A 25,892-nucleotide genomic window follows, 5' to 3' on the forward strand; every position below is an offset into this window, starting at 1 on the left:
CTTCGGACATGCCTCTTCTCGCATGCGCAAGGGGGCATGTCCTCGCGGACATGCCCCTTTCGTCATGCTCTGAGAGCCAGACTCAGGCGACCCGCCGCCGGCGCCGCAACAGCCCCGCCAGGGCCAGGAGCCCCGCCCCTCGCCAGCCGCTGCCCGCGTCGGAGCGGCAGGCGCAGCCGTCGTCGCTGCCGGTCTGCGGCGACGTCGTGCCCGAGTCGGACTCGCCGCTCGAGCTGTCGGGCGCGTCGGTCGAGCTGCTCGTGTCCGAGCCCTCGCTGGTGGTCGGCACCGCGCCGACGCAGTCGCCGGGGTCGGCCACCCACCCGGGGAACGGCGTGTTGGTCACGCCCGAGAAGCCGATGTTGTCGATGTCCCAGCCGGGCGCGCCGGTGGCGAAGTCGGTGCCCAGGCGGAAGCGCAGCTGGATCTGCTGGCCCGCGAACGCGGTGCCGAGGTCGACCTCGACGTGGTCGAGCAGCGGGTACGACGGGCTGACGAGGACGTACGCCGGCCGGTTCGACAGCGGGTTGTCGCTGCTGGCGATCATGCCGCTGTAGCCGGGGTCGCCGAACTTGGACAGGTCGTCCCAGGTCTTGCCCTGGTCGGCGGAGATCTCGACGATCCCGCCGTCCCACGCCAGGACGTTGGCCTCCTGGTCGGCGGACGAGTCGAAGAAGTAGGCGTGGTCGAAGGAGATCTTCAGCGGCTGGTCGGCCGCGACCTGCATCGCCGGCGAGGTGAGCCAGGTGTTGCTGGTGACGTCGGCGTTGTCGGCGTGCCAGCCCTTGCCGCTCGACGCGTTGGCGGCGCGCGACCACAGGGCCGCGCCGCCGTTGCCCTCCTTCGTCCACAGCGTGTCGGCGGCCTCGACGTCGTCGACCGACGACGAGGCCGCCATCGGGTCGCCGTTGAGGACCACCGCCAGCTCGCGCACCGTCTCGGTCGTGCAGCCGCCGGGCGTGGTCATCGTCACCGTGAAGGTCACGTTCTCGACGCCGGCCAGCGCCTCGGGCAGCTCGAACGGGAACTGCAGCGACAGCGAGTCGCGCGGCGCCAGGCTGTCGAGCGCCAGCTTCGTCTCGCCGGCGAACGTCACGCTCGGGCTCGATGCCGACACCTCGAGCTGTGCGCCCGCCAGGTCGCCGCCGCCGAGGTTGTCGATGTTGACGTTCAGGACCCCCGGCTCGCCGACGTCGACCACGCCGTCCTGGTCGCACGACATCGTCAGGTCGTCGACCGCCGCCGCCGCGATCACCCCGAGCGGGCGGACCTCGAAGTCCTCCATCACGCCCGTGAAGGTCACCGAGTCGCGCGACGGCCCGACCGCGCAGGTGCCCGCGCCGCGGCGGGCGAACGCAGTCGCCGCGGCCGCGAAGTCGGTCGGGTCCGCGGCAGCGATCGCCGCCAGCAACGCGTCGCGCTGCTCGGTGAAGGTCGGCCCGACCGGCGCCATCATCATGCCCGTGACGACGTAGTCGCTCATCGCCCGCCGCACCTCGTCGAAGCTCTTGCGCCCCGAGTTGACCTTGTGCAGCGCGACGTAGACCTCCCACATCATCGTCGACCACACCTCGCCGGCGTTGTGGACCTCGTAGTTCGGCGCGCCGAACTGGTCGTTGAGCGGGTGCTCGTCGGGCAGCGGCTCGTCGCCGCCGATGTGGCGGAAGGTCAGCGCGTTCTTGGTGATGTCGACCGAGTACGGCACCCGGCGGATGCCGAAGTAGCCGGTCGGATCGAAGCTGGCGTAGACGTTGGCGGCGAAGGTGCCGTCGAGGTCGTCACCTGGCCGCAGAGACAGGTGTAGGCCGAGGAAGTCACCCCAGCCCTCGCCCTGGGCCCGGCACTGCCAGCTCACGCACTCGACGAGGCGGTTGTGGATGAAGTGGCCCCACTCGTGCGCGACGATCGTGTCGTCGAGCGTGCCGTCGCGCTCGGGCGGGCTGTTGCCGACCATGTGAGCGGTCAGCGGGCCGTTCATCAGCAGGGCCTTGAGCGCGTCGCCGTCGGCCTTCGACAGCCCCTGCCCCGGGATCGTCGGGTCCTCCATCGTGTGGTCGGCCCCCGGCGGGTAAGCCCCCATGTCGGCCAGAATGTCGGGGTAGATCACGCCGACCGCCCCCGCCTCCTCGGCGAGCTGGGCCTTGAGCTCGAACTCGCAGGTGCCGCGGTCGATCAGCGCGATCTTGCCGGAGAGGTCGTTGAGCGCCGGCTCGCAGCCGTCGGTCGGGCTCTTGCCCATGCCGTCGTCGACCACCACCAGTTCGGCGGTGACGTCGTAGATCTTCGGCCCGAAGGCGGCCTGGCCGACCTCGTACGGCTCGTCGTCGACCGTCAGCGACTGCTCGCCCGGCAGCGCGCTGTAGAGGAACATGTGCATGTGCGGCGACTCGCCGTCCTCGGGCGTCACCATGAACGCGTTGTCGCGCGCCTGGGCGAACGCGCTGTCCTGGGCCAGAGCCAGCAGCGGATCGCCGCCGGCGCCGCCGCGGCCGAAGTTGTCGACCTGCGCGTTGCCGGCCCCCTCGTTGAAGCCCGAGTCGTACCACCAGTCGTGCATGTAGTTGGTGACGTAGAACAGCTGCGTGGCCGAGGCCATGCACTGCTCCTGGTCGCCGATCGGCTCCTTCGTCAGATCGAAGGCGCGGTCGAAGATGCCCGGCGCGGTGACGGTGGGGCGGAAGTCCTTGGCCCCGAGCAGCTCGTCGCCGCCGTGGTTGCAGTACGCGTCGACGTTGTTGCCGTTCGTCTCGGTCGCGCCCGACGGCAGCCACGGATCGGCGACGCCGTCGGGGCCCGTGTTGAAGCCCTCCATCGAGACGAGCACCGGCGCCTCGCCGTGGGTCGGCCCGCCCGACGGCTCGCCCAGCGGGTGCGGCGTGTAGTCCTGCAGCGGCCCGTCGAGCGGGCGGTGATCGCCGTCCGCCTCGGCCCACACGCGGTACGAGAACGCGTCTTGCTGCTTGACGTCGCGGCGGGCCAGCACACGCCCGTCGTCGGCCGCGATCACGTACGCGAACGCGGTGAGCTCGCCGCCCGTGGGCGTGGCCTGGACCTCGACGCGATGGGCCGGCACCAGCGAGCTGCCGCTCGGGAAGTACACCGGCCGCACGCGCGCCGGCCGGTCGAGGCGCAGCCCCGCGGGCGCCTTGGCCAGAGTGTACTGCACCCGCCCGGAGGCGTCGGCCGCCCGGGTCGCGACCCACCTGTCCTCCGGGACATCAACGCCGAACAGGTCGCGCAGCGCCGCCGAAACGCCCGCCGGCGCGCTCACTGCGGCCGAGCGGGCGCTGCTGGCCAGCGCCGCCGGATGCGGGCTGCCAGAGATCGCGCGCAGGCCGAGGTCGCGACCCAGGAGCACCTTGACGTCGCTGTGCATGACGTCGACGCCGGCGACGGTGGGCCGGAGGATGACCACGATCCCGCCGCGGCCGGTGTCGTGGACGTGGACCAGGCGCACGCCGGCGAGGGCCGCCCGCGGCACCGCATACAGGGGACGCAGGCGCTCGAGGTGGTAGCGCGCCGCCTGCTCGGGCGAGGCGCCGCGCGGGGACTCGCCGGTGGCCCATACGAACGACGGCGCGCCGTCATGGCGCGAGGCGATCACCGCGTCGCTCACGAACTCGCCGGCGCTGATCGGCGCCGTCGACCCGGACGCATAGGCGGGCACGAGCGCGGCCGTCAGTGTCAGAAGATATCCGCAGGGGACGAAGCCTATCCTCGATCGATGGTGCATCGGCGCCGAGCTTAGCCGCTGGGCCCCCCGTGTCGAGTGACGGCGAAATTACGCGGCGCGGCGCGTGGTCGCGCAGGAGCTGCGACGGACACCGACCTGTCCGTTCGTACAGATGCTGGCAAACCCCGAGTCGAACGCGGTTACATGCGCCGACCCGCTCGCACGCGGCGACGCGGGAATCACTCGCGCGGCCCGAGCGTCACCACCGATCGTCCGCCGCGCAGCGCGGCCATGCCCCCTCGCGGAGAACGCGCCCGCCAGCGCGCCGCCGGGGCTCGCACGTTACGCCCGGCGGCACCGTCGCGCTTGCGGTCGATCTGCGGCATCATGGCTGTCATGCTTGGCTTTCTCCGTTATCGCCTCTTACCTGTCCTTTTGGTCATATGCGCATGCCCTGACGAGGACACTGTCCCCGGCCCGCTCGACACCGACACCGCGAGCGGCCCCGGCGAGACCATCGGGGCCACCGCGGCGCTCACGGATAGCTCCTCCGGCACGACGATGGGGCCGACCGACCCCGCTCCGACGCCGACCACCAGCGACACCGAGGACGGGTCGACCTCCGGTTCGGGCGGCGGCGACGTCTCGAGCACCTTCGATCCGCCCGCGGCCTGCGGCCCGCCGTGCGACAGCTTCTCGTCGCACGAGGGCATGGTGATGCTCTCCGGCGCCGGGGCCAACTTCGCCTGCGTCAACCACATCGTCGGCGACCTGTACGTCGGCGCCAACGCCGGGCCGCAGGAGATCGCCAGCCTCGGCAACCTCGAGCGCGTCGACGGGTCGGTCACGATCGCCGGCAACCTCGCGCTCACCGATCTTTCGAGCCTCGCCTGCCTGCGCGAGGTCGAGTCGCTCAAGCTGACCGGCATGCCGCAGCTGGGCGACCTCGGCGCGCTGGCGGGCCTGCGCGTCGCCCCGGTCCTCGAGCTCGAGCGGCTCGGGATCACCGCCCTGCCGAGCTTCGCCCCCGACTTCGCCGGCGTCGCGTCGGTCGTGCTGCGCGACAACGACGCGCTCGTCGACCTGCACGCGGCCGCGACCTGGGGCGTCGCCGGGGCGCCGCTCGAGCTGCGCATCGAGGGCAACGCGGTGCTGCCGGGCCTCGCCGGGCTCGGCGGGCTCATGGCGGCCAACGGCGCCAACCCGGTCCACATCACCCTGTTCGACCTGCCCAAGCTCGTCTCGCTCACCGGCTTGGAGCCGGTGGTCCAGGCCGACCTGCACTTCGAGCGGCTGCCGAAGGTCCCGCACCTCGCCCCGCTCGCGGGCCTCGTCAGCGGCGGCCAGCTCACCTTCAACGCCTTGCCCGCGGTCACCGACCTCGAGGGCCTCGGCGCGCTCGTCTCGGTCGGCACCTTCACGATCGGCGACTGCTCGCACGGCGAGGGCGGCGGCATGGACGGCCTCACCAGCCTGGTCGGCCTCGACAGCCTGGCCTCGGTCGGCCACTTCGCCCTGGCCGGCAACGACAAGCTCGCCTCGCTGACCGGCGCGCCGCAGCTGACCGAGGTCGGCAGCTTCTCCTCGGTCGGCAACCCTGCGCTCGGCCAGAGCGACTACGACGCCTTCTTCACCCAGCTCGCGGGCGGCGTGCCCTGGGGCTGCGTCGGCGACTGGGGCCGCTGCGAGTGCTTCCCCGTCAACCCCGGCTGATCGGGCTGCCCTGACGGACATGCCCGATGCAGCATGTCCCTTCAAACATGTCTGTTCGCACCTGCGCCATCGCGCAGGTCCCGTGAGCCGCCCTCGATCAGCAGCAGCGCCGCGGCGCACAGCTCGAGGTGGCCGTGGAAGCGGGCCATGCGGAAGTAGCCGTGGCAGGCGGCCATCAGGTCGCGCGCGGCCCACAGCGCCAGCGCGACTGCCACTGCGATCGCCGCCCACAGCAGCGGCCGGCCCATGTCGGCCTGCAGGCCGGCCCAACGGGCGCGGTAGGTCGGCGGGGTCGCGCGCTCGCGGTCCTCGTCGGGCAGGAGGCCCAGCCACACGCCGTAGTGGATGGTCTGGGCGAAGCAGAACAGCAGCACCAGCCGCAGCGCCCACTCCGGGCCGACGCCCGGCGACAGCCGCCACACCTGGTACTCGGGGCCCATGCCGCCGCCGAACCACTGCAGCCCGCCGCTCGCGCGCACCGCCGACAGCGCGGCGTCGCTGACCAGGAACACGCTGGCCGCGACCATCAGCGCCAGCGGCAGCCAGTGCAGCCGCGACGTCCGCGGCCGCCAGGCCCACCACAGCAGCACCGCGATCGCGTTGTGAAGGTGGGCGAACACCACGTCGCCGGTGCGCCCGAGCGCGGCGAAGCTGCCGGCCAGCGCCGCCACCATCACGACCCCGAGCGCGCGCCGGCCCAGGCTCGCGCGCGCCGCCACGGCCGCCAGGCCGGCCGCCAAAAAGCCCCACAGCAGCTGCCCGCCGAGCGCGACGTAGACCAGCGGCGGCCCGGCCAGCACGACCAGGGCGGCGCGCCGGTGATAACCTGGCCGAACGAGCATGTACCGAAGGTCAGCCACGAGGTGCGGCACGCCCCACACCAGCGGCCCGAGGATCAGCAGCCACAGCGGGGCGATCAGCGTGGCCGTCAGGGCGGTGCAGACCATGGTCGAGCCGAGCACGGCGATCCGCAGCTCGCGGCGGCGGATCAGCGGCCGGACCACGCGCCCGAGCCGGCGGAGCCACCAGCGCCGCACGAGGTCGGCCGCGTCGATCGGGCCGCGGAGGAGCGTCGTCGCGGTCATGCTCGTCGTCGCCGGCGCACGGCCCACAGCGCCAGCAGCAGCAGCCAGCCGGCGCCCGCGTCGGCCTGCGCGTCGAGCCGGCAGCCGCCCTTGTTCGGCGGCGGCCCCGGGGGCACATCCACGCGCGCTCCTGCCGTCATGGCCGCACGATGGCACACGCGGCGGCGGCCTGGGAAGGTGCGCCGGCACGGGCGATCGCGTACCGTCGCCCGGTGCTCGCCTCGCCGACCGGCGGCTTTCTGGCCGACCCCTACGTCGGGCCGACCTTGCTCGTGCTCGCAGGGGTGCTCGCCGGGGTGCTCAACACCCTCGCCGGCGGCGGCTCCTTCGTCATCCTGCCGCTGCTGATCGGCCTCGGCCTGCCGCCCGGGGTGGCCAACGCGACCAGCCGGATCGGCGTGCTCGCCCACGGCTCGGCCGCTGCGCTCACCTTCGCGCGCGACCGCGCGCTGCACACCGGCCTGGTCGCGCGCATGGCCCCGCCGATGTGCGTCGGGGCGCTGCTCGGCGCGTGGCTGGCGACCCGCACCAGCGACGCGGTGCTGCGCCCGGTCATCGGCGGGGTGCTGGTCGCGTGGGCGCTGTTCCTGGTCTTTCGGCCAGGTGGCATGTCGACCCCGCCGCCCGAGCCGCGCCCGCCCGGCACCGCCGCCTACGCGCTCGCGCTGCTCATCGGCGTCTACGGCGGCTTCCTGCAGGCCGGGGTCGGCTTCCCGCTGATCGCCCTGTTCGTGTCCCACCTCGGCCACGACCTGCTGCGCGCCAACGCGGCCAAGGTGGCGCTGGTGTTCGTGTACACGCTGCTGGTGGTGGCGGTGTTCGCAGCCGCGGGCCAGATCGACTGGCTGCGCGCGGGCCAGCTGGCGATCGGGATGATGTTCGGCGGCTGGCTCGGGGCGCGCATGCAGATCCGCGCCGGCGCGCCGCTGGTCCGCTGGACGATCGTGGTGATGGTCGCGGTCAGCGGGGCGTCCTTGCTGGTCTGAAGGACAGGTCCCATCGCGCGGCCGGCCAGCGGCTGCGAACCGGCTCCCCTCTCGGCGAATGCCTGGCCGAGTCCGGGCCCGCGAGCGCCATCGCTGTCGATGTCGCTCGCAAGCGACGGTCATGCGCACCCACTGACGAGCGGGAGGCGAACCATGAGCGGCGTTACACTGTCGCCGATGCCGCGTCCTCTCACCGCGCTCTTCTTCGTCAGCTTCCTCGCCTGCGGTTCGGGCACGTCTGCCCCGGCCGCCCAGACCGCGACCGGCCCCGCCCCGTCCGACGCCAAAGTCTCGCCCGCGGCGGCCGCCTGCCCGGAGAAGGTCACTGCGATGCGCACGCTGTTCGCCCACGGTCCGGGCGACGCGACGATCCTCAACCTGCCGCCTGGCATGGAGCTGCCGACGACGAGCGGCGGGGAGCCGGTCGGCGACGGCCTGCCGGTGTTCGTCCTCGCCGACGGCAAGTGCAAGTTCGAAGAGAACATGATCGCGACGGCCGCCGAGCTGCAGCAGGCGCTCGCCTCGGAGCTCGACAGGGCCAAACAGCTGAGCGTGAACACCGGCGTGCCGGCCCGGCTGTCGTTGTCTCTGGTCATCGACGCGCGGGTGCCGGCGTCGACGATCCTCGCGCTCGCCGACGGGTTGCCGCCCGAGGTGACGTTCTTTCAAATCGTCCAGCTCGCCGGAGACACCGCCCCGCCGGCCCCGCCCGCGCCTCCGGCCGTGCAGAAGATCTTCGACGAGTCCCCCGCCGACCGGCGCGCGGTGGAGCTCGCCAAGGCGCTCGAGAAGGCGATCGGCGGCTGCAAGCCGGTCACCGAGCTGTTCCAGAAGCTCGCAGTCATGGACCCCGCGTCCCGCGGCAAGACGCTCCTCGACGGCCTGCCGGGCGCGGTCGAGGGGTGCAAGTGCGAGGGGATCGACCTCGACGTGCTCGTCCCTGCGGTGTGGCAGATGACCGGCAAGACCTCGCCGGCGAAGCGCCAGTTCCCGCTCGCGCTGTCCCGCGACGCCAAGGCCGAGCAGCAGCGACTGCCCGCGAACGCCACGGCCGCCGACCTCGCCCGCCTCGTCGAGGCTCGCGGCAAGACCCCGTTCCGCCTCGAGCTCGAGAAGTGACGCGACGGAGGCTCGTCCCCGCGGAGTCCATCGCCGACGCGAGGGCTGCGACCGGCCGCGTCGTCGTCGACCCCTCCCCGCGGCTCCGCACTCGCGCGGGGCTTCATCACATGTCCTTTCCGCCATGTGCGTGCAGCGTCGCGTCCGGACCGCACGGGCGTCAGCTCGGCGCGTGAAGGTCCGCGAGGTGCGCGGGTCGATCGCACCGCACGTCGCGTCGCTCCCGGTCTGCGGCGTCGTGGGGCGCAGCCCTCGGGGGCGGACCGAGCCGCGACGAATTGCCGCCGAAAGGCCGGGGTTGCGCGCTTCCACGCCGTGCTGGCAAGAGGCGGCTCGGCTATATGGTCCGTCATGGTTTCGCTGGACGCGACCCAGGTCCTCGCGCTGCTGGAGCACCTCCCCATCGCGCTGTACGTGATGCAGGACGGCATGCTGCAGTGGTGCAACGACAAGTTCCTGCGCCTGTGCGAGTGCCCGCTCGAGCAAGCGCTGGGCCAGAACTTCGTCCGCTTCATCGCCCCCGAGGACCGCGACTTCGTCGTCGATCGCTACCGCCGACGGATCGCCGGCGAGGCGGTCCCCGAGCACTACGAATTCTCGGCCATGGGCCTCCAGACCGGCAAGCGCACGCCGATCCACATGTCCGTCCACGTCGCGCAGATCGCCGGCGTCCGCTACAGCATCGGCGTGGTCGTCGACCTCACCGCCCAGGCCAGCGCGGCGGCCGGGCTCGCCGCCGCCGCCACGGTCGAGCGCAACAACCCGACCCCGGTCCTGCGGGTCGCCGCCGGCGTGCTGGTGGTCCCGCTGGTCGGCCACTACCACGCGGCCCGGGTGCAGAGCCTCAATCAGAGCGTGCTGGCCGCGATCACCGAGCAGCGGGCGCACGCGCTGATCCTCGACGTCACCGGCCTCGTCGACGCCGACGAGCGCGTGGCCGACTACCTCGGCCGCACCGCCGCCGCGGCCCGCCTGCTCGGCGCCCAGTGCCTGCTCGCCGGCGTGTCCCCGTCGCTCGCGCAGCTGCTCGTCACCAGCTCCACCACTCTGGCCCACCTGACGACCGCCGCGACCCTCGAGGACGCGCTCGCCCGGGTCCCGCGATCCGGCTGAGCCGATCGCGCGGGCTGTCTCTCGGGCCATCCTGATCGCATGTCCTGAGGGGCATGTTCCGCGACCGCCGACGACCGGCGCAGGCACCACCTGTCTCTCGGGCCAGCCCCAGCAGCGCGCGGCGCCGCCAATGTCAACAGACGCCGGTGGTCTGGCGCACCGGGCGCAACCGGAGGGAGCGCCATTCGCGGCAGCGGTCATGCACCAGAGCGCCGCTCGGAGCTCGCGCGCCGTCGGTTTTCGCCTGTCCTGGCGGACATGTCGACGCCGCACTGCACCGCCGCGCCCCGCTCCAGCGCGCTCACCTGCCCCTCGGCTCCAGCGCGCCCTTCGCCTTCGTCTGTCCTAAGAGACAGATCGACAACCCGAGCGCGTCGCCCACCGCGGCCAGCCGGCCCGCGTCCCAGCGCGCTCACTTGCCCCCGGCCGGAGCGCGTCGATTTTTCATGTCCTCAAGGACAGGTCGACGTCGGCGCCGCGTCACCTCGCCGGGGCACCGCCGCGGCCAGCAGCCCTCGTGCGGCCTCGCGCTCACCTGTCTCTCGGTACAGCTCCCGCCCCAGCGCCGCCGTCCACTCCGGCGTCGACCCGCAGCACGAGCCCACCAGGTGCAGCCGGGCGCTCCTCGCTATCGCCGCCACCTCGGCGGCGAACCCTGCGGCCGTGACCGCGTGCGTCACGAACCGCCCCGGACCCGCGTGACCCGTGTGCGGATATGTCCCGAGGAGCATGTCCGTCGCGCCAGCCGCGGCCACCAGCGCCGGGATCGCCGCCGGCAAGAACGTCAGCTCCGTGCAGTTGACGAGCAGCGCCTGCACCGCGAGCCCGCGCAGCCCGGCCACCAGCTCTTCCAAAGACTCGCCGGCCAGCAGGCGCCCGTCGGCGCGGCACACCACCGCCAGCCACACCGGCAGGCCGAGCCCCTGCCCGGCCTGCACTGCCGCCGCTGCCTCGTCGACGCGGCCCATCGTCTCGACCAGCAGCAGGTCGCAGCCGGCGGCAGCCAGCGTCTCGGCCATCGCCCGGTGCTCCGGCCCCGCGCGGCTGCCGGGCGAGTCGGCGGGGCGGAAGCAGTCCTCGAGCGGACTGATCGATCCCGCGATCCGGGCCATCCCTGCGCTCGCTGAATCTCCCTCCGAAAATTGATCCCGCGCCTCGCGGGCCAGAGTCACTGCCAGCCGGGTCAGCGCCGCCGCCTCGTGGGCCCGCCCGCCCGCGGCCAGGTTGCGCGCGTGCGTGCGGAACGTGTTCGTCGTGATCACCTGCGCCCCGGCGCGGAGGTAGTCCAGGTGGACCTGCCGCACCACCGCGGGCGCCTCGACCAGCGCGTGCGCCGACCACAGCGGCGCGTCCATCCGCGCGCCGCGGCGCTCGAGCTCGGTGCCCATCGCCCCGTCGAGCAGGGCCGGCGTCGGCCATGGCTTCATGGACATGCCCCCACGGACATGTCCGTTCGCGCATGCCCCTCAGGGCATGTCCCTGGGGCCAGGCCGGCCCTACGCCGCAGCCCCGGAGGGCTCAGCGCATGAACTCGTCCTTCATCAGGCAGAACTTGGGGTCCATCGGCTGGCCGATGGTCGGCATGATGCGGCACTCGTAGCCCTCGCGCGGACAGTCCGCGTTGTCGGTGCACTCGACGACGCAGCCCTCGAAGTACATGTCGGCGCCGATGCAGGTCACGCCCTCGCCGCAGATCGCGTCGTCGGGCACGTAGGCGGTGTTCGGCGGCAGCTCGCACAGCTTGCTGCAGTAGCCGCAGGGCAGGTCGTACAGCTCGAGGATGTCCGTGAGGCACACGCCGCCCTCGCCGAGGATCGTCACGCACTCGTCGTCGGTGGTGCAGGGCGCGCCGAACTCGCTCATCACGCCGCCGACGCCGCCGGCCGGGGCCGGCTCGCAGACGATGCCGCCGGTCTCGGTGGTCGTCGTCGGCGCCGTGGTCGCGTCGTTCGAGGTCGTGTTGTTGTCGGTGGTGCTCGGCGTGTTGTCGGTGTCGCCGCTGCTGCCGTTGCAGGCGGGCAGGGCGAGGAGCATGCAGGCGAGGCCAGCTACGATGTTCTTGCGCATTGGAGCCGGACGATAGGCCGCGGCGGCCAGGCCGCCAACAAACATGCGCGCAGCGCCGCTCGCTCAAGTGCGCTCGAGCACAAGCGCGATCCCCTGGCCCACGCCGATGCACATGGACGCCAGCCCCCAGCGCACGCGAGCGCGGGCCATCCCGTGCGCCAGAGTGGCGGTGATGCGGGCGCCGGAGCAACCCAGCGGGTGGCCGAGGGCGATGGCGCCGCCGCCCGGGTTCACCTTGGCCGGGTCGAGGTCGAGGCTGCGGATCGACGCCACGGTCTGCACCGCGAACGCCTCGTTGAGCTCGATCGCCCCGAGGTCCGCGGCCTGCAGGCCGGCCCGCTTCAGCGCGCGGCGGCTGGCCGGCACCGGGCCGATCCCCATGACCCCGGGCGCCACGCCGGCGTGGCCCCACGCGGCGATGCGAGCCATCGGCCGCAGCCCGAGGTTGTGCGCCTGCTCGGCGCTGGTGATGAGCAGCGCCGCGGCGCCGTCGTTGAGCGGCGAGCTGTTGCCGGCGGTCACGCTGCCGCCGGCCTTGAAGACCGGCTTGAGCTTGGCCAGCGCGGCCAGCGTGGTGTCGCGGCGGACGCTCTCGTCGGCGGTGACGCGCACCGGATCGGCGCCCTTGGGCCCGGGGATCTCGACCGGCACGATCTCGTTGTCGAACCAGCCCTCGTCCTGCGCCGCCGCGGCCTTGGTGTGGCTGCCGAGGGCCCACGCGTCCTGGTCGGCGCGGCTGACGTGGTAGCGCTCGGCCACGTTCTCGGCGGTGATGCCGAGCGGCTCCGCGCCGTAGAGGCGCTCCATCGCCGGGTTGGTCATGCGCCAGCCGAGCGCCGTGTCGAACAGCTGGGCGTCGCGGGCGAACGCGTCGCTCGCCTTCGGCATCACGTACGGCGCGCGGGTCATGCTCTCGACGCCGCCGGCGATGTAGACCGAGCCCTCGCCGACCATGATGCTCTTGGCCGCCTGGATGATGGCCTCCATGCCGGAGCCGCACAGGCGATTGACGGTGACGCCGGGGATCTCGACCGGCAGACCGGCCAGCAACGAGGCCATGCGCGCGACGTTGCGGTTATCCTCGCCGGCCTGGTTGGCGGCGCCGAAGTACACGTCCTCGAGCTGCTCCATCGCCGGGCTGTAGTGCTCGGCGAGGTGGCGGACGACGTGGGACGCGAGGTCGTCGGGCCGTACCGGCGCGAGCGCGCCGCGGAGCCGCCCGATCGGCGTGCGGACGGCGGCGACGATGACGGGCGTGCGAGCATCGGAGGTCATGTCCCTTGGGGGTTATCACGACCGCCCGCGGGCTCAGGACACGTTTCAGTTGCGCTCGCTCACGCGAACCGCGCGCGGTCCGTGCGGAGGACGGTCACACGCCGCCAGGCCTCGCCCGGCCCCGCTTGCTGCGCGGCCGCCGACGCACCCGCACGCGAGCGGTCCCTCGCCCGCGAAAGCGCCGGATTGGGTTCCGCGCGGGCGGCGGCAGAGCTACCCTGCCGGGGTCGTGAGTCGCGACGACAACACGCAGCTGTCGCTCGAGGAGGCGATGTCGTTCCGCTCGGGCGACGACCTCACGGGCGACGGCAAGAGCGCGCCGTCGCAGCCGCCCGAGCCCGATCCGGGCGAGAGCGCCCAGTTCGTCAGCTTCGCCGCCGACAAGCGCTTCAACATCGTCCGCCGCGTCGGCGCCGGCGGCATGGGCGTGGTGTACGAGGCCATCGATCGCGAGCGGGCCCACCCGGTCGCGCTGAAGACCCTGCTCAACGTCAGCCCCGGCGCGCTGTACCGGTTCAAGCGCGAGTTCCGGGCCCTCGCCGACGTCGCCCATCCGAACGTCATCCAGCTGCACGAGCTGTTCTTCGAGGGCGAGCAGATCTTCTTCACGATGGAGTACATCGACGGGCTCGAGTTCGTCGAGTACGTGCGCAGCGAGGCCGAGGACGGCGGCGACGCCGACCCCGCGGCGCAGGCCGCCGAGCGCGAGCAGGGCTGGGAGCGCCTGCGGGCCGCGCTGCGCCAGCTGGCCGCCGGCCTCGGCGCGCTGCATGCCGCGGGCAAGCTGCACCGCGACATCAAACCGTCGAACGTCCTCATCACCCGCGAGGGCCGGCTCGTCATCCTCGACTTCGGCCTCGTCAGCGACTCGATCACCGAGACCGTGCGCAGCACCGAGGCCGGCGGCGTCGTCGGCACGCCGGCGTACATCTCGCCCGAGCAGGCCGGCGGTCAGCCGGCGTCCGCCGCCTCCGACTGGTACGCCGTCGGCGTGATGGTCTTCCTGGCCCTGACCGGCGAGCTGCCGTTCAAGGGCAAGGGCCTGAAGATCATGATCGCCAAGCAGGAGCGGGACGCCCCGGTCCCGTCGAGCATCGTCTCGGGCCTGCCCAAGGATCTCGAGGAGCTGTGCCTCGCGCTCCTCAGCCGCGACCCCAAGGCCCGCCCCGGCAGCGCCGAGGTGCTGCAGCGCGTCGGCAGCGGCCCGACCGGCATCCGCCCGCGCACCTCGGTCGGCCAGGAGCGCGACCTGTTCGTCGGCCGCGAGGCCCAGCTGCGCGCGTTGCAGGACGCCGCCGCCGCCACGCAGAAGGGCCGCGCCGCGCTCGTCCAGGTCTACGGCCGCAGCGGCATGGGCAAGAGCGCCCTCGTGCGCGAGTTCCTGGCCCGCCTGCAGCGCGGCCCCGCGGTGGTGCTCGCCGGTCGCTGCTACGAGCGCGAGTCGGTGTCGTTCAAGGCGCTCGACTCGCTGATCGACGCGCTCGCCAAGCACCTGCTGCGCCTGCCCGAGGCCAAGGTCGCCGAGCTGATGCCGCGCGACGTGCACGCCCTGGCCCGCGTGTTCCCGGTGCTGCAGCGGGTCAAGGCAGTCACCCAGGCCCCGCGCCGCTCGGTCGACATCCCCGATCCGCGTGAGCTGCGGCGCCGCGCCTTCGCGGCGCTCAAGGAATTGCTGGCGCGCCTGGCCGACCGCGCCCCCTTGGTGCTGCACATCGACGACCTGCAGTGGGGCGATCGCGACAGCGCCGCCTTGCTCGCCGATCTGCTGCGCCCGCCCGACGCGCCGGCGCTGCTCTTGATCGCCAGCTACCGCACCGAGGCCCACAACGGCGCGGTGCTCAAGACCCTGCGCGAGGCGGCCCGCGGCGAGCTCGACCTCCGCGAGCTGCACATCGGCCCCTTGTCCGAGGCCGACGCCGAGGACCTCGCGCAGTCCCTGCTGCCCGCCAACCTGCGCGCGCGGGCCCGCCAGGTCGCGCGCGAGGCCCAGGGCAACCCGCTGTTCGTCAGCGAGCTCGTGCGCCACCTGCTGGCGACCGGCGAGCGCCCCGGCGAGCGCGGCGAGGTCACCCTCGATCGCGTCCTCCTGACCCGCATCGACGGCCTGCCCGAGCCCGCGCGGCGCCTGCTCGAGATCGCCGCGGTCGCCGGCGGCCCCGTCGACCTCCGCCTCGCCGGCGCCGCCGCCGGCCTGCCCGAGACCCACTCCGCGCTCGCCACCCTGCGCAGCGAGCACCTCGTGCTCACTCGCAGCGGCGACAGCGAGATCATCGAGACCTACCACGACCGCGTGCGCGAGCTGGTACTCGGCGCCCTCCCGCCCGACGACCTCAAGGCCCGCCACCGCGACCTCGCCGTCGCCATGGAGAACCACGGCGAGCGCGACAGCGACACCCTCGCCCTGCACTACCGCGAGGCCGGCGAGTGGGAGCGCGCCGGCGACTACGCGCAGATGGCCGCCGATCAGGCCGCCGCCGCCCTCGCCTTCGACCGCGCGGCCCGCCTCTACCGCCTCGCCCTCGAGTTCAAACCGCACAGCGACAAGGGCCGCGCCGAGCTCAGCGTCCGCCTGGCCGACGCGCTCGCCAACGCTGGCCGAGGCGTCAAGGCGGCCCGTCTCTACCTCGAGGCCGCCGCCTCCGAGCCGCCGGCCCGCGCGCTCGAGCTGCGCCGTCGCGCCGGCGAGCAGTTCCTGCGCGCCGGTCAGTTGCCGGAGGGCATGACGACGATCCGCCAGGTCCTGGCCGCCGCCGGCATGAGCCTCCCGGCCACCAGCCGCGCCCTGCACACCAGCCTCGCGTGGGAGCGGACCCGCTGGCGCCTGCGCGGCCTCGGCCTGCGCGAGCGCGACCCCAAGACGGTCGACCCCGACGACCTCGTGCGCCTCGCGGTGTGCCGCACGTTGTCGTCGAGCCTGTCGGCGCACGACCTCCCGCTGACCGCGCTGTTTCAAGCCCGTTATCTCAACCTGGCATACAAGACAGGCAACATCTTCCACGCCGCCTGCGCGCTCGCGGCCGAGGTCGCGTTCGTGTCCTCCGGCGGCGAGGCCGACCGCGCCCGCACCGAGAAGCTCGCCAGCGCCGCCCAGGCCCTGCTGCAGCGCACCCCCGAGGCGCTGCCGCGCGGCCTTTTGGCGCTGTCGCGCGGGGTCGCGGCGTTCCACTTCGGCCGCTGGCGCGAGAGCATCGTCCTGCTCGAGCAGTCGGAGCAGATCCTGCGCGGCGAGTGCACCGGCACCAACTTCGAGATCGTGTCCGGCCAGTCGCACCGCCTGATCGCCCACTTCCTGCTCGGCGACCTGCGCCTGGTCGGCCAGCGCCTGGCCACGTTCATCGCCGAGGCCCGCGACCGCGACGACAGCTGGTCCGACGCGCTGCTGCGCGGCGGCCCGCAGGTCGCCTACTGGCTGGCCGAGGACGACCTGCCGCGCGCCCGCGCCGAGATCGGCTACGTCCAGCAGCGCCTGCCCGAGGAGTCGCTCGGCCCGCCGCGCCTGTGGACCTTCGTCGGCAGCCTGCTGGTCGACTTCTACGGCGACGACCCGGCCGCGCCGTGGGGCCGTGTCGAGCGCGAGTTCGCCGACCTCGAGACCTCGCTGCTGTTCCACAGCCAGTGGGCCCACGTCGTGCTCGGCTTCCTGCGCTCCCAGGCCGCGCTGCTGCGCCTCGTGTCCGACCACGGCGACAGCGAGCGCGCCGGCCTGGTCCGCCTGGTCGAGCACGAGGCCAGCCGCCTGGCCTTGGAGACAGCCCCGTGGGCCCGCCCGCTCGGCGAGCTGGTCGGCGCCGGTCTGGCCGCGATCCAGGGCCAGCGCGAGCGCGCCCTGGCCGGCCTGCGCGCCGCCGAGCCGGGCCTGCGCGCCGCCGACATGGCCCTGTACGCCGCCGCCGCCCGCCGCCGCCTCGGCGAGCTCACCGGCGGGGAGAAGGGCGCGGAGCTGGTCGCCGCCGCCGACAGCGCCCTCGCCGAACAGGGCGTCCGCCGCCCCGACCGCATGACCCGCGCCCTCCTGCCCGGCTTCCCCGGCCGCTGAGCCGCCGGCCTCGGACATGGCCTTTCCGGCATGTCCTCGGGCGCATGTCCTGCACGCCATGCCCGTTCGAGCATGATCGATGGGTCATGTCCCCGAGAACATGTCTCGTCGCGACGACGGGACCGCCTCCCCGTCCGCCCTCACTGCCGCAGCAGCCACCAGTCGAACCGCTGCTCCTGCCCGCAGGCGCCGGTCTCGAACGACTGGCCGTTATAGGCCTCGTACGTGGCGTTGCCGAGCTTCACCGCCCCGGACGTGCCCTGCGGCAGCTGGACCGGCTCCTCGCCGACGAAGCGCAGGTCGTACTCGACCGCCTTGTCGGGGCAGCAGTCGTCGCCGTCGACGCACGAGCACTCGGCGCCCGCGGGCACGAGCTGGACCCCGAGGTCTTTGCCGCTGATGTCGGCCACCGAGGGATCGACCGCCAGGGTGTCGTGGCCGAAGATCGCCAGCGGCTCCTTCTTGCCCGGGGTGTCGCTGTCGTCCCACCACACCGCCATCTGCCGGTAGCGGCACGGCTCGGGCGCCGGCGTGTCGATCGCCCCGTGGGCCGACAGGTACACGCACTTCGACAGCGCGATCAGGCCGTCGGGCGCCGGCGTGGTGAACCCGAACAGCAGCGTCTTCCCGTAGTTGCAGCCCGTGCATCCGGCGGCCGGGTTGCTCGAACAGGGGACCGCCGTGACGAACACGCCCGCGAGCTCGAGCACCCGGTAGTTGCGCCCCGGGATGTCGTTGCAAGCCTGGGCGACAAGGCCGTTCCACTGCCGCGCCTGCAGCTCGGCCGGGCCGAGGCCGGTCGCGCCGCACGCGGGGGCGAGGTCCTCCCCCGTCGTGCTCGTGCTGGTGCCGCCAGGGTCGCCGCTGGTCGAGCTCGTCGAGGTCGTCGAGGTCGTCGAGGTCGTCGTCTCGGGCTCGCTCGAGCCCGCGTCGGTGGTCGTGCTCGCCGTCGACGTCGACGGACTCGGCCCCAATTCCGCAGTCGTCGCCTCGTCGGTGGTCCCGCTCGTCGTGTCCGGCTCGTCGCTCGAGGACCCGCTCGTGGCCTCGCCGCCGCCGCTCCCTTCGCCCGGCCCCACGGTGACCATGAAGGCAGGGTTGTCCTTCCAGCAGCCCACGAGCATGAGCCCGCACACCGCCAACACCGCCGCCCGTCCGCCCGCCATGCCCCACATCCTGCGACGATTCCTGTCACATTCCCGGCGGGCTGCGGAGGCCGCGAGCCGGACCCTCACGTGAGCCTCCTCTAGGCGCCCGATGGGTCGTTTTCGCCGTTCCAACAGCGTTCCTGCGCCGCTCTGCGTTCGCAAATCCGGGTCGCACCGGGCCCGATCCATCCGCCGACCCGAGCGCGATTTGTGCTGCTCCGATTCCGCGCACCGCCGCACCGCGCTCGCCGGCAATGGCGATGCTGTCTCTCGGGACATAACCTCCATCGCTGCTCGAAAACGCCCGATCTCTTCCGCGCACCGCCCTTCGCAGTGCGCCGCGCGGCCGCCGTCGTGTTCGCCGGAGCGTGCGCGGCAGCGTCGAGCAGAGGTTTTCTTCGACCGCGGAGCCGTCTTGCGTTCGCGCCACCGCGAACGCTCGCGCTCGATCCGCTCGGCCCTGCCGCCGATACCAGCCCCGCGATCTGCCTCGCCCGTGCGGCGAGCGCTCGGCCCGTCGACGCTCCGGCTCGGGCACGCGCGCGCTCGGGAAGCACGACTCGCGCCCATTCACTCGGGCCTTGAGCAGATGGGTCCACCGAAGCGAGCGACGACCCCGGCTCGGCCTCACATGAGGCAATCGGACGGCTGTCGCCACTCGACAGGACGCGGCGCGGCCATCACGCTCCCAAACTGATCTTCCGGCTCCGTGACGCGCGTGTCGATATCGCCCTGCTCCCATTGCTCGCCCGACGAGATCGCGGGCGCGCTCGCGTTGGAGAGGTACAACACCTGGACCACCCCATTGTCCGGATGGGTGACGCCGGGGTTGAATTCATGTGGCACGTAGATCGCCAGGTCCTCGACGCTGGAGCCGTCGAAGTCGCCGCACGCCAGACCGAACCCGAACCAGTCACCGTCCTCCGGGGCGTCCGGGACGTTGGCTGTGGCCTGGCTCCACATGCGATTGTTGACGTCGGTCAGCCCGCTCGCCGAGCCGCGGATGACATGCACGACGCCACGCCCCGCGTCTTCCGCGCGGTTGCTGACGACCAAATCGGCGTAGCCATCGTTGTCGGCATACATCGCAGCGACTGCCCAGCCGAAATCGTCCTCCGGGTACTCCCCCGAATCCAGGATGCTGCCCCAGTCCTGCGTGATGTACTGATCCGCTGGGGACGACGTCTGGAGCCCGCTGGTCGATGTGCCGTAAAACACCGCCACGCCCCCGATCCCTGTGCCGATCCCCAATTGAGTCACACCGACGGCCAGGTCCTGACAGGCGTTTCCGTTCATGGTGTCGCCGTTGAAGTTCCCGACCGCCAGCGAGTTACCGAACTGGTCGCCGTGGGTGGGCCCCGCCTGATTCAGCAGATATTCCGCCCCGGGACCGGCCGACGTCGACAGCCCGGTGCTCGAACCGTAGATGATGTCGACGCGCCCCACCTCATCGGTACCGATAGTGTACGACGAGTCACCGATCGCCAGGTCCTCGTGCCCGTCGCAGTTGAAGTCACCGGTCGCCATATCATAAAAGCCGAAAGACTCGTGGTTGGCCGTCGGGTTGAAAACGTGCGCACCGGGCCCCGCCGTCCCGCTCAGACCCGCGTTGCCCCCGTAGATGATCATGATCTTGCCGTTGTCGTTCTCCCGATATCTGACGGCGATGTCGTGAAAGCTGTCGTTGTTGAAGTCGCCGGATACGAGGTTGACCCCGAAGTTGACCGGGTCGCCCGGGATGCCGGGGCTCGCGCCGGTCAACAGGTAGTCGTTGTCGGTGCGGAGCCCACTGGACGAGCCGAAGAAGACGTGCAACGCTCCAGCGGATTGGACGCTGCCCACTGTCTGGCCGACCACCCCGACGACAAGATCGTCGAAGCAATCACCGTTGAAGTCCCCCCACGCCATCGCCCAGCCGAAGCCGTCATCGATCTCCGAGGCCCCCTCGACGCCGGTCTGATCCTGCCAGATCGACGTCATCCGCGTCGCCGGGTCGTCGAGTCCTCCCGCGCTGCCATAGAGCACATTCACGAGGCCGGCATCCACGATGGTCGTACCGATTTTCTCGTACGGCGAGCCGATTGCCAGGTCCTCGTATCCGTCGTGGTCGAAGTCCGGCCCCCGGGCATGGCCGAGCGTGGGCACGATACAGGTTATCAACGCAATAGTAGAACCAATTCGAACGGTGCGATTTACGATCATCGAGGACCAGTCTACTTCCCACGAGACGAAATAGAAGCGGTAACCACCATCGCTGTCAGTGAGGTTGCTGCACGCGGGTGCCTCCGAGGTACGGTGAGGTGACGGATGAGGTCGGAAGCGCCATCCCGCCGCACGACCGAGCGTAGCTGCGGTCAGTGACGGGACAATTGCTCGCGGAATCGTCGGGTCCGGCAAACCGTGGGTAGCCATGCTCGCATGAGCTCCAGGCGTCCGCTCGTCGTTCCGCCATCCCGACGCACCTCGCCGCCCGCCCGAACGCCGCCTCGCCGGGCGGCCGTCGACGCCCCCGCCTCGCGCAGGTGCACCCGTGAACGCGCGCCCGCGAGCCCGCCCGACACCACGCGACGTGTCCCTGCAACGTCGCCCTGCACGCAATTGATCGCCTCTTGACTGGCGACCCCCGGCCCGGGTCGCAACTCCATACGCATGCGACGTCTTACCCTCGCGTTCGCTGTGGCTCTCGGCGCCGGTCTCGCTCTGGTCGGGACCGCCGGCGCGAGCCCTCGCAAGGTCTGCCGCGGCTCCGACAAGCCGTGCGGCGACGAATGCTACGACCCCGCGACCGAGAGCTGCCAGCCGGGCGCGCTGGTCTGCCGCGGCGCGCAGAGGGCCTGCGGCGGCCAGTGCTACGACCCGTTCTATCAGAACTGCAGCACCGGCCGGGTCGAATGCGCCGGGTCGCAGAAGCCCTGCGGCGATCAATGCTACGACCCCGCCACCGAGGATTGCCGCCTCGAGGTGAAGGACAACCACCCCGAACGCGCCTGAGCGCACTGCCATGATTTGTCCCGGCACACCGACTGCCACGATTCACAGCCCGCCGACACAGCAACAGCGCCGCCCCTCCTCGCCGACGGCGAGGCGGACGGCGCCCCGAACAAAGCCCCGGCCCTCAGCGCGCCATCGCCACGGTGTCGGCGATCTGGGCCGTGAACTTCGACGGATCGATCACCCCGTCGACCTCGATCGACTGGACCTTCACCTTGCTGATCTTGCCGTCGACCTCGCCCTCGCTGGCGAAGTTGAACTTGAGCCCGCCGACCTCGCGCCAGTCGCTGAACGTCACGTGCTTGGTCTTCTGCGCCCCCGCCTTGTCTTTAAAAACGACAGTGCGCTTCACGTCGAGGAACGTCGTCGCGTCGAGCCAGCGCTGCTCGACGTCGCCGCTCGCCAGAGTGAGCTGCAGATGGTAGGCCTTGCTGCCCTTCACCTCCTCCGCGCCGACCAGCTCGACCTTGTGCCCGCGCGCCGCGGCGTCGACCAGCGCGTCGTCGAACTCCGCGTACTGCTTCATCTTGACCGCGTGCTCGGCCGGCACCGGCCCCATCGGCGCGTCGCCCTCGGCCAGCCAGCCCTTGTCGCCGTCGAAGATCTTCAAAAAGGCCTTGCCCTCGTGGGTGCCCTCCTTGCGGAACTTGTTCGGCCGCGCGCGGTAGGCCACGAACGCGTCGACCGAGCTGCCCTCCTGGTACTCGCCGCGGATCACCAGGTTCTTCGTCGCCTTGAGCTTGCCCTCCCCGCCCAGCGCCGCCAGGTGCTTCGCCACCACCTGCTCCGCCGTCAGCTCGGCCTGCGGGGCCGCCCCGGGCTTGCCGCCCTCGCCGCCGTTGTCGTCACACCCCGCCGCGCCGCCGAGCGCGAGCGCCATCGTCAAGATCCATCGCTGCATCGTCATCCTCCGTTCGCCTGGACAAGCTATGCGACGTCCGGGCGCCGCCCCAGCGCGGTGCAGGCGAACGCCGATACGACGCAGCCGCCGGCCCCGCCCGTTCGCCGCGCAGCCGATGGCCGGCGCCTGTCCATGCGCACATGCGCGAAGGGGCATGCTCCGAAGAACATGCCCCTTCGCGCATGCCCTCGGAGGCATGCCTTCACGCGCAGCCGCTCACACGCGCAGCGACGCGATCTTGTCGCGCTGGCTGCGAGCGACCTTGAGCGTCGCGCCGCCCTCGAGCACGACCACGGCCTCGCGGCGGCCGCCGCTGCGGAGCTCGCGGATCCGCCGGCGGTTGACGATCGCGGAGCGGTGGATCCGCACGAACTGCGACGGGTCGAGCCGGCGCTCGAGGCTCTGCATCGTCTCGCGGTGCAGGTAGCTCTTGGGCCCGGCGTGGATCTGCACGTAGTAGTCGGCCGCCTCGATCCAGTCGATCTCGTCGGCGCGCAGGAACACCACCCGGCTGCCGTCCTTGATCGCCAGCCGCTCGGCCGGCTGCGCCACCACGGGCGTCGCCACCCGAGGCTCGCCGACGTCGGCCAGCAGCGCCGCCAGCTGGCGCCGCAGGTCCTCGACCTCCGCCACCTGCAGGTGCGCCTTGGCCCGCCGCAGCGCCTCGAAGAACCGCTCGTCGTCGAACGGCTTCAGCAGGTAGTCGAGCGCGTGGACCTCGAACGCCTGCAGCGCGTAGCGATCGTACGCGGTCACGAACACGACCCCGGGCACGCTCGCCGGGGGCAGCGAGGCCAGCACCTGGAATCCGGTACACTCCGGCATCTGCACGTCGAGGAACACCAGGTCGGGGCGCTGCTCCTCGATCCGGCTGGCCGCCTCGCGCCCGGAGCCGACCTCGCCGATGACCTCGATGTCCATGTCCTGCTTGAGCAGGAGGCGGATGCCCTCGCGGGCCAAAGGTTCATCGTCGACGATCAGGGTCCTAATTGCAGTATTACGCTCCAACATACATCGGCTCCTCGAAGGCTAGGGGGATCTGCAGCGACACCGCGGCCCCGCCGCCGTGCGCTGCCGCGACCTCGAATCGATGGTCGGCAGGGAAGAGTTGTCCGAGGCGGGCCCGCACGTTGCGCAGGCCGACGCCGCCGCAGCGCTCGACGCAGAACGCCTCGGGCAGGCCGACCCCGTCGTCACGGACCGACAGCGTCAGCGCCCCGCGCTCGCGGCTCGCAGTCACCACGACGCGACCCGCGGCGGCCCGCGGCGCGATGCCGTGGCGGATCGCGTTCTCCACCAGCGGCTGCAAGATCAGGTTCGGCACCAGCGCGTCCAGCACCTCGGGCGCGACGTCGATGCGCACGTCGAGCCGGTCGCAGAAGCGCACCTTCTCGATCGCCAGGTAGCGCCCGAGGAAGTCGAGCTCCTGCTTGAGCGGCACCATCTGCCGCCCCGTGTTGTCGAGCGCGAGCCGCAGCAGGTCGGCCAGGCCCGACAGCATCTGCAGCGAGCCCTGGGTGTCCTGCTTGCGCACCAGCACGCCGATCGCGTGCAGCGTGTTGAACAGGAAGTGCGGGTGCAGCTGCATCTTCAGCGCCTCGAGCTGCGCGTGCGCCAGCTGGGTCTCGAGGCGACAGAACGCGAGCTCGGCGTCGCGCGCCTTGCGGTGGTAGTCGTACGCGTGCACGAAGCCGACCACCAGCCAGTAGACGAACAGCTGCAGCTGCACGCCCTTGGCCAGCAGCTTGCCGTAGGCGAACAGGAACGGCGTCTCCTGGTAGTAGGCGTCGCCGAACAGGACCCCGGCGACGCAAACTACCAATGCATAACCCGAGGCGAGCGTCGCGTTGGCGAGCAGGTGCGGTGCGAGGTGACGCGTCCAGCTGTCACGTCCGAGCGGGAAGCGTCGGGCCATTCGCGCGACCAGGGGCGCCGCCGCGGCGAGATAGAGCCATGGGGGATATTGCCAGGCGAGGTCGCGCAGAAACGACGGCTCGGGCACCCGCACGGGCCACAGGAAATACACCTGCGAAGTCGAGATCAGGCCGCAGAGCAGCCACGGCGCGGCCATTACCCACGCGGGGGGGCCATGCGACGTCGCGGCCGACTCGGGGCAGAGTTCCATCCTCGGGACCTTGCCATTACGACCTGACAGGTGCCCGAGTGGTTGCAGCCAAGAGACGTGAAGCCGCAGCGAGTGGTTCGAAACTTTTAAATGAAACCGCGGCCAGGCGACGCGGGTCCCAATGAGTTGGCCGGACGTCTCACGAGGGGCGCGCCCCTCATCGCTCCGCCAGCACGAAGGCCATCAGCGCCATCGCGGCCGCGTTGCGCTCGAGGTGGTCGGGGTCGATCTTGTCGAACGTGTCGGCCGGGCTGTGGTGCAGGTCGAAGTACGCGCTGGAGTCGGGGTGGAGCCCGAGGCTCAGCACCCCGTCCTTCGTCAGCGGCGAGATGTCGGCCCCGCCCCCGCCGGCCTCGAGCACGCTCGCGCCCAGGCCCTCGAACAGCGGCGCGAACCGCTGCACGGCCGCGACCTCCTCCGGCGTGCCGCTGATGCCGAACCCACGCGGCGCCCCCGACCCGGTGTCGGCCTCGATCGCCGCCACGTGCTTCTCCTTGCCGTGGGCCGCGTGGTACGCCTTGCCTCCGCGCAGGCCGTTCTCCTCGTTGGTGAACAGCACCACGCGGATCGTCCGCCGCGGCACCAGCCCCAGCTCCTTGAGCAGCGCCGCCGCCTCGATCGCCATCATGCAGCCGCCGCCGTCGTCGGTGCTGCCGTCGCCGACGTCCCACGAGTCGATGTGCCCGCCGATCACCACGATCTCGTCGGGCAGCTCGCGCCCCCGCAGCTCGGCGATCGCGTTGGCGCTCGGGCTGTCGGGCAGCGTCTTGGCCCCGAGCGACAGCTCGACCGTGGTCTTGCCGCGACGGGCCAGGCGGGCCAGGAGCTCCGCGTCCTCGAGCGTGACCGCGGCGGCCGGGATCTTCTTGACCCCGTCTTCGTAGCGCAGCGCCCCCGTGTGCGGGCTCCGCAGGCTGTTGGCGGTGACCGAGCGGACCAGCACCGCGGTCGCCCCGACCTTGGCCGCCTCCGAGGCCCCGCTGCCGCGGATCCGCACGGTATCGCCGTAGTGCGTCTCGTGCCGCTCGTGGTCGAAGCGCGGCATCGGCTGGTTGATCACCACGATCTTGCCGCGCAGCTCGGCCCCGCGGGTCGCTATCTCGGCCAGCGAGTCGACCACCGCGATCTCGCCGCGGACCTTGCCGCCGACGGTCCCGCCGAGCCCGAGGATCACCAGGTCGCGCTCGATCGGCGCCACCACCCGCGCGCGCTCGGCCCCGCGGACCCAGTGCGGCACCATCACCTTCTCGCGCCGGGGGTGGTCGAGCCCGTCGCGCTTCATCTGCTCGACCGTCCAGTCAATCGCCTTCTCGAGCGAGCGTGACCCGCTGAGGCGGTGGCCGAACGTGTCCGAAAGGACAGCCAGCAGCTCCCACGCGCGCGTGCGGCCCTGCGCCGCCGCCGTGAGCCGCTCGGCCGCGTCGACGAACACCGGCGGCAGCTCGTCGATGCGCGGCGTCGTCGCGCTGACCGCCGTCGCCGACGGCAGCGACGGCTTGTCGCCGCCGATCACCGGCCCGGCGCCCGCGTAGCCCGGCGGCCCCCCGACCGGCATCGACTCGGCGCGGATCACCGGCGGCGCGGTCTCACCCGACTTCGGGGCCGGGCAGGCGGACACGGCGACAGCGAGGAGCAGGCAGGACGCGAGGCGCACCCGCAT

The 25,892-nt window shown here is 72.1% G+C and carries 18 protein-coding genes; 6 read left to right on the plus strand and 12 right to left on the minus strand.

Annotation, left to right across the window (positions count from 1 at the left end; genetic code table 11):
- Positions 1-82 precede the first annotated feature (82 nt).
- Positions 83-3,667 (minus strand): M36 family metallopeptidase, encoded by a 3,585-nt coding sequence (locus OV090_RS35005; RefSeq protein ID WP_267709047.1) that lies wholly within the window; start codon positions 3,665-3,667, stop codon positions 83-85.
- A 402-nt stretch (positions 3,668-4,069) separates the two neighbouring features.
- Here OV090_RS35005 and OV090_RS35010 point away from each other — a divergent pair, with 402 nt between their 5' ends.
- Positions 4,070-5,386, plus strand: a complete 1,317-nt coding sequence (locus OV090_RS35010; protein WP_267709048.1) for a hypothetical protein — start codon at positions 4,070-4,072, stop codon at positions 5,384-5,386.
- Positions 5,387-5,427: 41 nt separating this feature from the next.
- On the opposite strand, the gene OV090_RS35015 is transcribed toward OV090_RS35010, so the two are convergent.
- Together OV090_RS35015 and OV090_RS35020 are read right to left on the minus strand one after the other, a co-directional pair.
- Positions 5,428-6,471, minus strand: coding sequence for a hypothetical protein (locus OV090_RS35015; RefSeq protein WP_267709049.1), 1,044 nt, complete (start codon positions 6,469-6,471; stop codon positions 5,428-5,430).
- Positions 6,468-6,611: an MYXO-CTERM sorting domain-containing protein gene (locus tag OV090_RS35020; protein ID WP_267709050.1), complete on the minus strand. Its 144-nt coding sequence runs from the start codon at positions 6,609-6,611 to the stop codon at positions 6,468-6,470. Before OV090_RS35020 ends, OV090_RS35015 begins: the two co-directional genes overlap by 4 nt.
- A 72-nt stretch (positions 6,612-6,683) precedes the next feature.
- Between OV090_RS35020 and OV090_RS35025 the strand changes: the two genes are divergently transcribed.
- The 3 genes from OV090_RS35025 to OV090_RS35035 all read left to right on the plus strand — a co-directional run bounded on the left by OV090_RS35025 (position 6,684) and on the right by OV090_RS35035 (position 9,689).
- Positions 6,684-7,457 (plus strand): sulfite exporter TauE/SafE family protein, encoded by a 774-nt coding sequence (locus OV090_RS35025; protein ID WP_267709051.1) that lies wholly within the window; start codon positions 6,684-6,686, stop codon positions 7,455-7,457.
- Positions 7,458-7,634: 177 nt separating this feature from the next.
- Positions 7,635-8,576 (plus strand): hypothetical protein, encoded by a 942-nt coding sequence (locus OV090_RS35030; protein WP_267709052.1) that lies wholly within the window; start codon positions 7,635-7,637, stop codon positions 8,574-8,576.
- A 351-nt stretch (positions 8,577-8,927) separates the two neighbouring features.
- Entirely contained in the window at positions 8,928-9,689 is a 762-nt protein-coding gene (locus OV090_RS35035) for a PAS domain-containing protein (RefSeq protein WP_267709053.1), read from the plus strand.
- A 452-nt stretch (positions 9,690-10,141) separates the two neighbouring features.
- On the opposite strand, the gene OV090_RS35040 is transcribed toward OV090_RS35035, so the two are convergent.
- The 3 genes from OV090_RS35040 to OV090_RS35050 form a co-directional block, all read right to left on the minus strand.
- The gene (locus OV090_RS35040; protein WP_267709054.1) at positions 10,142-11,122 is read right to left on the minus strand and encodes a homocysteine S-methyltransferase family protein; all 981 of its coding nucleotides are present in this window, start codon (positions 11,120-11,122) and stop codon (positions 10,142-10,144) included.
- An 85-nt stretch (positions 11,123-11,207) separates the two neighbouring features.
- Positions 11,208-11,756 carry a hypothetical protein gene (locus OV090_RS35045; RefSeq protein WP_267709055.1) on the minus strand — a complete coding sequence of 183 codons (549 nt, stop codon included), beginning with the start codon at positions 11,754-11,756 and terminating at the stop codon, positions 11,208-11,210.
- 63 nt (positions 11,757-11,819) lie between these two features.
- Positions 11,820-13,031 (minus strand): acetyl-CoA C-acyltransferase, encoded by a 1,212-nt coding sequence (locus OV090_RS35050; protein ID WP_267709056.1) that lies wholly within the window; start codon positions 13,029-13,031, stop codon positions 11,820-11,822.
- A 229-nt stretch (positions 13,032-13,260) separates the two neighbouring features.
- On the opposite strand from OV090_RS35050, the gene OV090_RS35055 reads away from it, so the two are divergent.
- Complete coding sequence (locus OV090_RS35055; RefSeq protein ID WP_267709057.1) at positions 13,261-17,067, plus strand: serine/threonine-protein kinase; 3,807 nt, start codon at positions 13,261-13,263, stop codon at positions 17,065-17,067.
- Between the two features lie 140 nt (positions 17,068-17,207).
- Here the strand turns inward: OV090_RS35055 and OV090_RS35060 are convergent, their stop codons facing one another.
- Positions 17,208-18,233 carry a hypothetical protein gene (locus OV090_RS35060; protein WP_267709058.1) on the minus strand — a complete coding sequence of 342 codons (1,026 nt, stop codon included), beginning with the start codon at positions 18,231-18,233 and terminating at the stop codon, positions 17,208-17,210.
- A gap of 609 nt (positions 18,234-18,842) precedes the next feature.
- Positions 18,843-20,360 carry a hypothetical protein gene (locus tag OV090_RS35065; RefSeq protein ID WP_267709059.1) on the minus strand — a complete coding sequence of 506 codons (1,518 nt, stop codon included), beginning with the start codon at positions 20,358-20,360 and terminating at the stop codon, positions 18,843-18,845.
- 504 nt (positions 20,361-20,864) lie between these two features.
- Between OV090_RS35065 and OV090_RS35070 the strand changes: the two genes are divergently transcribed.
- Complete coding sequence (locus OV090_RS35070) at positions 20,865-21,206, plus strand: hypothetical protein (protein WP_267709060.1); 342 nt, start codon at positions 20,865-20,867, stop codon at positions 21,204-21,206.
- A gap of 124 nt (positions 21,207-21,330) precedes the next feature.
- On the opposite strand, the gene OV090_RS35075 is transcribed toward OV090_RS35070, so the two are convergent.
- The 4 genes from OV090_RS35075 to OV090_RS51150 all read right to left on the minus strand — a co-directional run bounded on the left by OV090_RS35075 (position 21,331) and on the right by OV090_RS51150 (position 25,886).
- Positions 21,331-22,107, minus strand: a complete 777-nt coding sequence (locus OV090_RS35075; protein WP_267709061.1) for a hypothetical protein — start codon at positions 22,105-22,107, stop codon at positions 21,331-21,333.
- 216 nt (positions 22,108-22,323) lie between these two features.
- Complete coding sequence (locus tag OV090_RS35080) at positions 22,324-23,118, minus strand: response regulator (RefSeq protein WP_267709062.1); 795 nt, start codon at positions 23,116-23,118, stop codon at positions 22,324-22,326.
- On the minus strand, positions 23,105-24,232 hold the full coding sequence (locus OV090_RS35085; RefSeq protein WP_267709063.1) for a histidine kinase: 1,128 nt from the start codon (positions 24,230-24,232) through the stop codon (positions 23,105-23,107). Before OV090_RS35085 ends, OV090_RS35080 begins: the two co-directional genes overlap by 14 nt.
- A 157-nt stretch (positions 24,233-24,389) precedes the next feature.
- Positions 24,390-25,886 carry a M20/M25/M40 family metallo-hydrolase gene (locus OV090_RS51150; RefSeq protein ID WP_267709064.1) on the minus strand — a complete coding sequence of 499 codons (1,497 nt, stop codon included), beginning with the start codon at positions 25,884-25,886 and terminating at the stop codon, positions 24,390-24,392.
- Positions 25,887-25,892: the final 6 nt, after the last annotated feature.

Source organism: Nannocystis sp. RBIL2, from assembly GCF_026626745.1.
Taxonomy (GTDB): Bacteria; Myxococcota_A; Polyangia; order Nannocystales; family Nannocystaceae; genus Nannocystis.